This is a genomic window from Plantactinospora veratri (assembly GCF_036421995.1).
Classification (GTDB): Bacteria; Actinomycetota; Actinomycetes; order Mycobacteriales; family Micromonosporaceae; genus Plantactinospora; species Plantactinospora veratri.
In genome coordinates, this window is sequence record NZ_JAZGQL010000019.1 from 36,718 (window position 1) to 47,537 (window position 10,820).

9 protein-coding genes are annotated in these 10,820 nt (G+C 72.9%); 1 reads left to right on the plus strand and 8 read right to left on the minus strand.

Going from position 1 to position 10,820, the window contains the following annotated elements; translation table 11 throughout:
* Positions 1-22: 22 nt before the first annotated feature.
* From V1634_RS23595 to V1634_RS23615, 5 genes are all read right to left on the minus strand, one after another.
* Positions 23-3,289, minus strand: a complete 3,267-nt coding sequence (locus V1634_RS23595; RefSeq protein WP_331210074.1) for a UvrD-helicase domain-containing protein — start codon at positions 3,287-3,289, stop codon at positions 23-25.
* Positions 3,290-3,467: 178 nt separating this feature from the next.
* On the minus strand, positions 3,468-4,769 hold the full coding sequence (locus tag V1634_RS23600) for a metallophosphoesterase (RefSeq protein WP_331210075.1): 1,302 nt from the start codon (positions 4,767-4,769) through the stop codon (positions 3,468-3,470).
* Between the two features lie 12 nt (positions 4,770-4,781).
* Complete coding sequence (locus tag V1634_RS23605) at positions 4,782-5,039, minus strand: MoaD/ThiS family protein (RefSeq protein ID WP_331210076.1); 258 nt, start codon at positions 5,037-5,039, stop codon at positions 4,782-4,784.
* Positions 5,040-5,041: 2 nt separating this feature from the next.
* Entirely contained in the window at positions 5,042-6,112 is a 1,071-nt protein-coding gene (moaA, locus tag V1634_RS23610; RefSeq protein ID WP_331210077.1) for a GTP 3',8-cyclase MoaA, read from the minus strand.
* Between the two features lie 17 nt (positions 6,113-6,129).
* Positions 6,130-7,020: a fructosamine kinase family protein gene (locus V1634_RS23615; protein ID WP_331210078.1), complete on the minus strand. Its 891-nt coding sequence runs from the start codon at positions 7,018-7,020 to the stop codon at positions 6,130-6,132.
* A 58-nt stretch (positions 7,021-7,078) separates the two neighbouring features.
* Here V1634_RS23615 and V1634_RS23620 point away from each other — a divergent pair, with 58 nt between their 5' ends.
* Positions 7,079-7,609, plus strand: a complete 531-nt coding sequence (locus V1634_RS23620; protein WP_331210079.1) for a GNAT family N-acetyltransferase — start codon at positions 7,079-7,081, stop codon at positions 7,607-7,609.
* Positions 7,610-7,660: 51 nt separating this feature from the next.
* Here the strand turns inward: V1634_RS23620 and V1634_RS23625 are convergent, their stop codons facing one another.
* The 3 genes from V1634_RS23625 to V1634_RS23635 all read right to left on the minus strand — a co-directional run bounded on the left by V1634_RS23625 (position 7,661) and on the right by V1634_RS23635 (position 10,562).
* Complete coding sequence (locus V1634_RS23625; protein ID WP_331210080.1) at positions 7,661-9,502, minus strand: Hsp70 family protein; 1,842 nt, start codon at positions 9,500-9,502, stop codon at positions 7,661-7,663.
* A gap of 98 nt (positions 9,503-9,600) precedes the next feature.
* Positions 9,601-9,792 carry a DUF397 domain-containing protein gene (locus V1634_RS23630; protein WP_331210081.1) on the minus strand — a complete coding sequence of 64 codons (192 nt, stop codon included), beginning with the start codon at positions 9,790-9,792 and terminating at the stop codon, positions 9,601-9,603.
* Entirely contained in the window at positions 9,783-10,562 is a 780-nt protein-coding gene (locus V1634_RS23635; RefSeq protein ID WP_331210082.1) for a helix-turn-helix domain-containing protein, read from the minus strand. The genes V1634_RS23630 and V1634_RS23635 overlap by 10 nt, the downstream gene beginning before the upstream one ends.
* Between the last annotated feature and the right edge of the window lie 258 nt (positions 10,563-10,820).

A 10,820-nucleotide genomic window follows, 5' to 3' on the forward strand; every position in this document is an offset into this window, starting at 1 on the left:
CCCGGCGTCCGGTCGGAACGGCTCAGAGCAGCCGGAGCTGGCGGTCCTTCGGACGGCGGGGCACGTTGTCGCCGAGCCGTTCGAAGAGCCCGGCGTCGATCGCGTCGAGGAACGGCGACGGTACGCAGTCCCGCTCCTGGCCGTGTCGCAGCCGCCGGCCCACGTGGCTGAGATAGAGCCGGTCCTGTGCCCGGGTCAGCCCGACGAAGAAGAGCCGGCGCTCCTCCGCCACCTCCTCCCCGGTCGGCGTCGAGCCGGGAAAGCGCAGCGGCAGCAGCCCGTCCTCGCAGCCGGGCAGGAAGACCACCGGGAACTCCAGTCCCTTGGCGGCGTGCAGGGTGAGCAGGGTGACCGCCTCGGCGCGCGGGTCGAGGGCGTCCACCTCGGCACCCGTGCCGAGCTGCGACAGGAACAGCTCCAGGTCGTCGCCGCAGCGCCGGGCGAGCGGGGTGAGCAGGTCGGCCGCCGTCCAGATGTCGTCGGGGCCGATCCCGCCGGTGGCGTCCAGGGTGGGGGTGGCGTGGCGCTCGGCGAGTACCTGCCCGGCCAGGCGTACCCGGGCGGCGACCGAGCCGCCGAGCCCGTCGGCGTGCCGCAGCTCGCGGGCGATCACCGAGACGCCGGGGCGGTCCCGCAGCCGGTTGTGCGAGCGCTTCTGCACCGGGATGTTCGCCCGGGCCAGCGCGTCCAGGATCGGCGCCGCCTGGGCGTCGGTGCGGTACAGCACCGCGATGTCGGAGAACGACACGTTCGAGGTCCGGCCGTCGATCCGACCGGAGTCCAGCGAGCGGTGCGACAGCCCGCCGACGAGTTCGTCGACGGTGCGTACCACGAAATCGGCCTCGTCCGCGACGGAGGCCGCCGGATAGCGGCCGACCAGCGGTGCCTCCGGGTCGAGTCGGGCCGGGTCGAGCCGGCGGCCCCGGACCAGGCTGCTCGGCGCGATCGCCTGCACCGCGGCGGCCAGGATCGGCGCCGACGAGCGGTAGTTGCGGGTCAGCCGGACCAGCCGGGCGTCCACGAAGTCCTGCGAGAAGCGCAGGAAGTACGCCACGTCGGCGCCCCGGAACGAGTAGATCGCCTGGTCGGGGTCGCCGATCGCGCAGAGGTTGCCGTCGGCCGGGCTGAGCAGCCGGAGCAGCTCGTACTGGGTGGCGTCCACGTCCTGGTACTCGTCGACGAAGATCCACCGCCACCGGTCCCGGTACCGCTCGACCAGCTCCGGGTCGTCGCGCAGCAGCGCCACCGGCAGGGCGACCAGCTCGTCGAGGTCGACCAGGTCGGCGCCGCGCAGCAGCTTCACGTACGCCGCGTCGTCGTCGCCGGCCTCGGCCCGCGCGGTCGCCCGCTCGGCGTCGTCGGCGATCCGGAAGTTCTCCGGCAGCCCGGCGGCCCGGGCGTTCTCCCGCAGGATGGTCAGGCCGAGCGAGTGGAAGGTACCGACGGTGACGTCCTCGGCGACCGGCCCGAGCAGCCCGTCCAACCGGTGCCGCAGCTCCTCGGCGGCCCGCCGGGTGAAGGTGATCGCCAGGCAGTGTTCCGGATAGACGTTCAGCTCGGCGCAGAGGTAGGCGATCCGGTGGGTCAGGGTGCGGGTCTTACCGGTGCCGGGGCCGGCCACGATCAGCAGCGGCCCGCCGGGTGCGGAGGCGGCGACCCGCTGCATCGCGTCGAGCCGGTCGAGCAGCCCGGTGCCGACCTCCTCCATGCCGGCGAGCATCGGCTCGAACGGCTCGTGCGGCGACGGCGGCGGGGCGAGCGGCGGTGCGGGTTCGGCCGGCGGTCCGGCGGCCCGGGTCCGGCGGCGCGGCTCCGCCGGTGCGGCCGGCGCCGGGGCCGTCGACCGGGCGGGCCGGGCCGGCGCCTTCGGCTCCGTGGGCGGTCGCTGTCGCGGCACGGGTACGTCGAAGAGCGCGTCGGCGAAGAGCGTCTCCGCCTGCCCGGCGCCGCCCCGGCCGGCACCGCCGGAGCCGGACGACAGTTCACCGGGTTCGAAGAGGGTGATCACGCCGTACTCGCCGTCGTAGCCGGGGACCCGGCGCACCTCGCCGCGCCGGAGTCGGGTGATCGCCTCGGCGAGCGGTTCGCCGCCGACCCGGCGGATCTCGTCGACCGGGGTGACGGTGAGGATGTCCAACTCGGCGCCGAGCCCGGCGACCAGGGTGTTGAGCTGCCCCTCGACGGTCTTCGACTTCGGTCCCACACCGTTGATCTCACCGAGGATCTCGGCGAGCTGGATCAGGTGGGTGACCTGCGGCGCGTTCGCCGGCCGGTGCCCGTCCGGCCGGTCGGCCAGGTCCTCGACCCGGCTCAGCACGCCGACCGTGAGCGGCTTGCCGCACTCCGGGCAGCGCCCGCCCGCCTCCCGGGTCCGGGCCGGCTCCCAGTTGACCCCGCAGAGCCGGTGCCCGTCCGCGTGGTACTTCCCCTCCTCGGGGAAGAACTCGATGGTTCCGGCCAGCCCGTCCCCGGTACGCAACGCTTCCCGTACCGCGTAGTAGTCGAGGTCGGTGGCGAAGACGGTCGCCTCCCGGGCCAGGGCGGGCGGCGAGTGTGCGTCCGAGTTGGAGACCAGCCGGTAGCGGTCCAGGCTGGATACCCGCCAGTTCATCTCCGGGTCGGAGGAGAGCCCGGTCTCCACCGCGAAGATGTGCTCGGCGAGGTCGGCGTAGCAGTCCGCGATCGCGTCGAAGCCGGACTTCGAGCCGAGCGCGGAGAACCACGGTGTCCAGATGTGCGCCGGCACGAGGTAGCCGTCCGGGCTGGCCTCCAGGGTGATTTCCAGCAGGTCCCGGGAGTCGAGGCCGAGGATCGGCCGCCCGTCGGAGCCGATGTTGCCGATCCGGCCGAGCGTGGCGTTGAACCGGGCCACCGCGTCCAGGTCGGGCAGGTAGATCAGGTGGTGCACCTTGCGGGTCCGGTCGTCCCGCTTGTAGATGGTGGAGATCTCGACGCTGAGCATGTAGCGCATCGGGCTCGCCTCGGCGACGCTGGCCAGCCGGGGCGGAAGCCGGCGGGCGATGTCCCGCTCCGCCTCCGGGCTGAGCCGGTAGAGCCCCGGCTCGGCCGGGTGCAGCGTCTCGCGCAGGTGCTCGTACCAGGCGGGGTGGGTGAAGTCACCGGTGCCGAGCAGGCTGATCCCCTTGCGCCGGGCCCACCAGGCGAGGTTCGGCATCGTCAGGTCACGGCTGCACGCGCGGGAGTATTTCGAGTGGATGTGCAGGTCCGCGACGAAGGGCACGGCGGCGGAGGGGGAGCCGTCAGCGGGTGCGGCGCGCAACGGAGACACGCCGCATCCTGTCATGACCTTCCCGGCGACCGCGTCCCGCCACGCGCGAATGTGATTTCCGCACCCGCCGCGCCTGCCCGTGCCCCGCCGCACCCGCCCCGGAAGCGGGACCACTCCTTCCCCGACGTCGCAGGGCACTCTTTCCGGGAACAGCGCGATCTCCCCCGGGGTGCGGGGGTTAGCGGGAGCGGAGTTCGACGAGGGTGACCTGGGGTGGGGCGCCGACCCGGACCGGTGGGCCCCAGAACCCGGCGCCGTTGGTGACGTAGAGCTGGGTGCCGTCGATGGTGGCGTGCCCGGAGACGACCGGCTGCTGCAACCCGACCAACAGGTTGAACGGCACGATCTGGCCGCCGTGGGTGTGCCCGGAGAGTTGCAGGTCGACGCCGTGTTTCGCCGCCTCGTGCACGTTGATCGGCTGGTGGGCGAGGAGCACCACGGGGCGGCTCGGGTCGCGGCCGCCCAGCGCGGCGTCGAAGTCGGGGCCGGCCGCGAACCCCAACCCCTCGCCGGCCGGGTCGTTGACCCCGGCGAGGTCGAGGGCGCCGCCCCGGGCCAGGATCTCCTCGCGCCGGTTCTGCAACACCCGCAGCCCGATCCGGTCCAGCTCGACCACCCACTCCTCGACGCCGGAGTAGTACTCGTGGTTGCCGGTGACGAAGAAGCTGCCGTACCGGGACCGCAGGTCGCGCAGCGGTGCGGCGGCGGGACCGAGTTCGCCGACGGTACCGTCGACGAGGTCACCGACCACCGCCACCAGGTCGGCGTCGAGCCGGTTGATGGTGGCCACGATCCGCTCGGTGTGCGCCCGGCCGGTCAGCGGTCCGATGTGGATGTCGGAGACGGTGGCGATCCGCAACCCGTCCATGCTGCGGGGGAGTTTCGCCAGCGGGATCTGGACCCGGTCGATCTGCGGCGGGCCGAGGGCGGTGCGGACGCCGTACCCGACGGTTCCGGTCGCGGTGAGGCCGGCGAAGATCGCGGCGCTCCGGGCGAGCAGCAGCCGGCGGCCCGGGTCGTGGTCGGGCGCGGGCGCTGGCGCGGCTGCGACGTCCGCGCCGTCGACCGCGACGGGCAGGGCGTGGCCGGAGTCGGAGTCCGAGTCGGAGTCGGCGGCGCCGGTCAGCGGGCTGTCCGAGTCGGCCCCGACCGGGGCGGCCGCCGGTACGACGGCCCGGCTGCGGCGGCGCAGCGCGAACCTGGCCACCAGCATCGGGATCTCCAGCACGGCCAGCAGGACGAGCAGGTAGAACATGACGGCCAGCCAGAGGTAACCCGGCCAGGCCAGCCAGTAGAAGCCCTGCCGGGTGCCGACCAGTGTCGCCGGGGTGAGCAGAGCCAGCACCAGCACGGTCACGCCGCCGGCCCGGCGCCAGCGTCCCGGCCGGGTGGTGTCCCGGACCAGCCGCTTCCAGAGGTAGAGATGGATCAGGCCGGTGACCAGCGCCAACGTGCCTACGAAGCCGAGCACCGCGAACAAGCCGTGCCCTCCTCAGCCGCCCGCGAACGGCGGCAGGACGTCGACCGTGGCGCCGACCGGCAGCGTCGCCTGCCGGTCGTGCCAGGCGACGCCGTCGACCAGGAAACTCGCCATTTCGAGTACGGTGGCCAGCCGGGCGCCGTGCCGGTCGGCCAGCTCGCCGGCGAGCTGGTCGAGGCTGCCGCCGCCCGGCACGGTCTCCTCGGGTACGCCGGCCGCGGCCCGCGCGGCGGCGAAGTAGCGTACGACCAGGGTCGGTGTGGAGTCCATCGTCAGCCGCCGATCGCCGACATCGGCCGGGCCGGTTGCAGGAACGTCGGGTCGTCGATGCCGTGCCCGGCCCGCTTGCCCCACATCGCCACCCGCCAGCGGTCGGCGATCTCGTCGTCGGAGGCACCGCCGCGCAGCGCGGCCCGCAGGTCGGACTCGTCGGTGGCGAAGAGGCAGTTCCGGACCTGCCCGTCGGCGGTGAGCCGGGTCCGGTCGCAGTCGCCGCAGAACGGCCGGGTCACGCTGCCGATCACGCCCACCCGGGCCGGCCGGCCGGCGGCGTCCGTCCAGCCCTGCACGAGCCAGGTCTCGGCCGGCGCCCCGCCCCGCTCGGCGGGATCCGGCAGCAGGGTGAACTCGGCCCGCAGCGCGGCGAGGATCTCCTCGGCGGTGATCATCGTCGCCCGGTCCCAGCCGTGCTGGGCGTCGAGTGGCATCTGCTCGATGAAGCGGAGCTGGTAGCCGTGGCGCAGCGCGAAGCGAAGCAGCTCGGGGGCCTCGTCGTCGTTGACCCCGCGCATCAGCACCGAGTTGATTTTCACCGGGGTCAGCCCGGCGGCGACCGCCCCGGCCAGCCCGGCCAGTACGGCGTCCAGCCGCGGTCGCCGGGTCAGCTCGGTGAAGCGGGTCGGGTCGAGGCTGTCCAGCGAGACGTTCACCCGGTCGAGCCCGGCCTCGCGCAGCGGCCCGGCGAGCCGGTCCAGCCCGATCCCGTTGGTGGTCAGCGAGATGACGGGCCGGGGCGAGAGCGCGGCGACGGCGGCGATGATCTCCGGCAGCCCGGGGCGGATCAGCGGCTCGCCGCCGGTGAACCGGACCTCGGTCACCCCGAGCAGGCGTACCGCGATGCCGACCAGGCGGACGATCTCGTCGTCGGTCAGCACCTCCGACTTCGGCAGCCAGGGCAGCCCTTCGGCCGGCATGCAGTAGGTGCAGCGCAGGTTGCACCGGTCGGTGAGCGAGACGCGCAGGTCGGTCGCGGACCTGCCGTACCGGTCGACGAGGCCCCCGACGTCCGGCCGGTCCGCCGACGTCCGGTCCGGTGCTCCCCCGGATCGAACGGGAATGGTCATCGCTCGACGGTAGCGCGTCAGACCGACAGCGCGGCGCGAGCCGCCCTACCTACCGCATCCCGGTACGCCGCGCCGAAGAGCGCGGTGTGCACGAGTAGCAGGTGGAGCTGGTGCACCGGTACCCGTTCCCGCCAGCCGTCGGCCAGTGGCCAGACCTCCTGGTAGGCGTCCACGATCGTGGTCAGGTGCGGGGCGCCGCCGAAGAGCGCGAGCTGGGCAAGGTCGGTTTCCCGGTGCCCGCCGTGCGCCGCCGGGTCGACCAGCCAGGCCCGCCCGTCGGCGCCCCACAGCAGGTTGCCCGGCCACAGGTCACCGTGGATCCGGGCGGGTGGCTCGGCGCCGCCGTACCCGTCGATCCGGGAGATCACCAGCTCGACGAGGGTGACCTCGGCCGCGGAGAGCGCGCCGTTGTCGACCGACTGCCGCAGGTAGGGCACGAGCCGGTGTTCGCCGAACCAGACCGGCCACGGACCGGCGGACGGGGTGTTGTCCTGCGGCAGCGCCCCGACGAAGCCGGGCCAGTCCGCGCCGAAGGTGTCGGCGCCGGCCCGGTGCAGCGCGGCCAGTTCGGCACCGAACCGCGCGGCCGCCGCCGGGGTGGCCTCGCCCGGCTCCACCCACTCCAGGGCCAGCAGCTCCGGCAGCGCCGCGATCACCTCCGGCACCGGGACCGCGCCGGCCGCGCGCAGCCAGCGCAGCCCGGCCGCCTCGGTGGCGAAAAAATTCTCGGGTACGGGCTCGGCGGCCCCCTCCGGCCAGGATTTGGCGAAGACGGAGTTGCCGTCGTCCAGGGTGAGTCGGGTGGCGGCGCAGATGTCGCCACCGGGCACCGGCGTCTCCCGGATCCGCTGGTGGGTGAGGAAGAGCGGAAGCTGCCCGGGATGATCCCGCAGGTACGCCAGGTCCATCTGGGCAAGGTAACTCTTCGTCGACCGCTCTTGGCCAACCAGGTGTCGCGGCGCGGCGATGGGGAGTAGATATGAGAACGTGGCCGCCACCGCGATCCGACCGTACCGGCCGGCCGACCATCGGGCCGGTCGGCGGCTCTGGGCCGAGCTGGTCGAGCAGCACCGCGAGCTGTACGAGGATCCGAGCTTCGGCGGCACCGACCCGGGCGCGGCGTTCGAGGAGTACCTGACCCGGCTGGACCTCTCCGGTGTGTGGGTGGCGGAGCGGGACGATGCCGGGGTGGTCGGGCTGATCGGCCTGATCATGGACGGCCGGGACGGCCGGGTGGAGCCGGTGGTGGTGACCGCCCCGCTCCGGAGCCAGGGGATCGGCCGGGCGCTGCTCGACCAGGTGGCCGAGGAGGCCCGGCGGCGCGGGCTGGCCCGGCTCACCGTGAAGCCGCAGTCCCGCAACGTGGAGGCGTTGCGCTGCCTGCGGGGCGCCGGCTACGACGTACTGTCGGCGATCGAGCTGACCGTCGAGCTGCGGCCGCGCTCCGGGGCCCGACGGGGTTCCGTCGAACTGCACGGCCAGCAGTTCCACACCTGAGCCTCGACAGCGCGCGGATGGCGGCTTGGCGGTCTAACGATGGTTGCCGGGTCAGGAGCGGGTCAGGGTCGCGGTGGCGGTGTTGGTGGGGATGCCGAACTGCTGCCAGAACATGTCGATCCGACCCCGCCCGGCGGCGATCAGCGTCCAGTCCGCCGCGTCGACACAGATGTCCCGTGGGTCCCGGGTGGTGCGCTGGCGCAGGTGAATCTCGCGCTCGGTGGGCCGGGGAGCCACCACGGTGAGGGTTCCCCGGCAGCCGAGACTGGACGTCTCGAACGATCCGACGTCGGAGCCGGCGGCGAGCCTGACGACCACGGTCCAGGACCGGACCACACCACCCGGCTGGCTGACCCTTCCGGTCCAGCGGCCGACGAACGGGGCGGGCACGACCGGTGCGGCGGGAGGGGCGGCGGGAGTCAGCGAACTCGGCAGGGCCACCGGGGTTGGCGAACCAGGGGTACCGGGGGTGGGGTGCGGGCTTCCGGTCGGGGCGCCGACGGGAACCCTCGGGTCCCGGTCCTGCCGGGTCGTCAGATAGCCCAGCCCGACCGCCGCGACGAGGACCAGACCGAGCCCGGCGGCCGTCCAGCGCGGGTGACGCGACAGCCGTACCGGCAGCCGCCCCGGCCAGCGGGTCCGGGGCGACGCCGCACCGGCGGCCTGCCCGGCGGGCAGGACCGCCCGGGTGACCGGCGCGGGCTGGTCGGTCGGCGGCGCCGTGACGGTCGGCGGTGCCGGAGCGGTCGCCGTGGGCTGGTCGGTCGGCAGGGCGTGGGTGGTGGCGAGTGCGGCCCGGTCGGTCGGCGGAAGCGTCGTGGAGGGTGAGGACAGCCGGGCGGGTTGGTGTGGGGCGACGATGCTGCCGTGTGCGACCGCGAGTTCCGGCTGGTCGAGTACGACGGGTGGACGGCCCAACGCCCGGTGCAGCAGGGTGCCGACGAGCGGGATCCGGGTCGAGCCGCCGACCAGGAAGATCGCCGACAGGTCCTCCTCGGCGACGTGCGCGTCCCGCAGCACAGCCCGGGTCGCCCCCACCGTCCGGTCGAGCAGCGGCCGGGCCAGCGCCTCGAACTGTTCCCGGCCCAGCGGCACCTCCGTGTCCAGCACCGGGACGTAGACGGAGGTGGACGAGGTGCGGGACAGCATCTCCTTGGCCGCCCGTACGCCGTCGGTCAGAGTCCGCCGGTTGCGCAGGTCGGCCGGCGTACGCGGCTGGCGCAGGTAGTCCCAGGCGTCGTCGCCGGGCCGGAGGTGGGCGTAGATCGAGGCGACGATCGCCGCGTCGATGTCGAGCCCACCGGCGTCGGCGAGCCCCTGACTGGCGACCACGTCGAAGCCGTCGCCGGTCCGTCTGATCAGGGTGGCGTCGAAGGTACCCGCGCCGAGATCGTAGACGAGTGCGAACTGCTTCTCGGTGAGGTCGACGGCGGGCAGACCGACGAAGTGCGCGGCGGCGGAGACCGGTTCGTGCACCGTTGTGGGGGCCGGCAGCCCGGCGAGCTGCGCGGCGGTGGTGAGGGTGGCGAGCCGGCGGGCTCCCCAGGTCGCCGGATAGGTGAGGGTCACCGCGTCGAGGTGCCCGGCGACCTGCTCGGCGGTTTCGCGTACCCGGCGCAGAATCGCGGCGAGCAGCGACTCGACGGGGATCTCCCGCTCACCGAGGAGCACGAACCGGTCGTCGACGCAGCGTTTGGGGTTGGGTTCCAGAAGCGCGGGCCGGGAGGCACCGGCATGCTGCGCGTCGAGCCCGACGAGCATGGTCTCCCCGTCGACGAAGACCGCTGAGGGCAGCAGCAGAGCGCCGTCGAAGAGCACCGGGCGGACCTCGCCGTCGCGATCACGCAGAACCGCCACCGTGTTCGACGTGCCGACGTCGATGCCGAGGTGCACTGTGCCAAGCGGAGCCGGACTCCCACCCATCAATGGCTGATTCTATGCCGCTGCGACATCCCTGTCCGGCCGCGATCAGCCGTCCACACCGGACGCATCTACGGTTGGCGGGCGAGATCCGTGACGAAGGCGTGCCAGGCGGTGGGGGTGAAGGCGAGGGCGGCGCCGTCGCGGTCCTTGCTGTCCCGGACGAGTACCCGTCCAGGCAGGTTGTCCGCGACCTCGACGCAGTCCCCACCGTTCGGGGTGGAACGTGTGCTCTTGCGCCAGGCGGCGTCGGTCAAGTCCATGACTTTGCCACTTCCTTGAGGAGGTCCAGGGATTGGCGAGCTGGCAGTGCGACTGCGCTGACACTATCCCAGACCTCGTGCAGCGTGGCGACCTGGTTTGGGCTGGTCACGGTCTGCCCCACCAGGTGGTTGTCGAGGTAGCCGACGTCCTCGGCATCGGTGAAACTCGCGAGTGCCAGAGGGCCACCCCAGCCGAGATGCGCCGGGGCGTCGGCAGGAATCACCCGGATGGTGATGTTGGGCCGCTCCGTGAGCGTGATGAGGTGTCGGATCTGCTCCGACATGATTTCCGGCTCGCCGCGTCGAAGCGCCAGTTCCTCGATGATGGCAGAGACGCGAGGCGGGTTGGTGCGATCAAGAATGTCCTGGCGGCTCACCCGGAGCTGAACCTTGCGCTCCAACTCGTCGGTTTGCAGCGGACTACATGAGAGAACCATTCGCGCATACCGCTCGGTCTGGAAGAGGCCGGGGATCACCAGCGCGCCGTAGAGCCGTAGGGCGGTGGCCTTCTCCTCGTACTCCAGCCAGGGGCGCAACCAGACCGGGGCGAGTTCCTGCTTGACGAAGCTCTCGTAGAAGACCGCCAGCGACGTGCCGAACTCGTTGTCGACGGCCTGGAGATAGTCGAGCTTGACCGGCCGGGTGCCTCGCTCGACGGCGCTGACGTGCTGCGGCGAGAAGTAGAGGCGTGATCCCCACTCGTCCTGGCTGAGCCCCTCGACCGCCCTCCGGCGGCGCAATTCCCATAGCAGAAACTCGCTGGCTGACATGTTCATTCGCACTCTCCGGCTCTCTACGAGGGATGCCCGATTCTCTACGTCCGAATACCTCCGTGGCCGGTCTGACCACCCGACCGTCGCCCATCTTCCCCAGTCCGTCATCCCGAGTCCAGAGTGGAAGGCAGGCGCATTCGTCCGGATCCGTAAACGCGATCCCCGAGAGGACGGGCGGATGTGCGCGGGGGTGGGCGCGGGGTGTACGCCACCCCTGCCACCCCCCCCACCAACGCAACGCCGCCGGCGGAGGGA

Bases quoted from the DNA above. Each gene is read 5' to 3' on its own strand.
- V1634_RS23630 (WP_331210081.1), bottom strand. From the start codon at position 9,792: ATGGACTTGACCGACGCCGCCTGGCGCAAGAGCACACGTTCCACCCCG.
- V1634_RS23620 (WP_331210079.1), top strand. From the start codon at position 7,079: ATGGGGAGTAGATATGAGAACGTGGCCGCCACCGCGATCCGACCGTAC.
- V1634_RS23615 (WP_331210078.1), bottom strand. From the start codon at position 7,020: ATGGACCTGGCGTACCTGCGGGATCATCCCGGGCAGCTTCCGCTCTTC.
- moaA (WP_331210077.1), bottom strand. From the start codon at position 6,112: ATGACCATTCCCGTTCGATCCGGGGGAGCACCGGACCGGACGTCGGCG.
- V1634_RS23605 (WP_331210076.1), bottom strand. From the start codon at position 5,039: ATGGACTCCACACCGACCCTGGTCGTACGCTACTTCGCCGCCGCGCGG.
- V1634_RS23635 (WP_331210082.1), bottom strand. From the start codon at position 10,562: ATGTCAGCCAGCGAGTTTCTGCTATGGGAATTGCGCCGCCGGAGGGCG.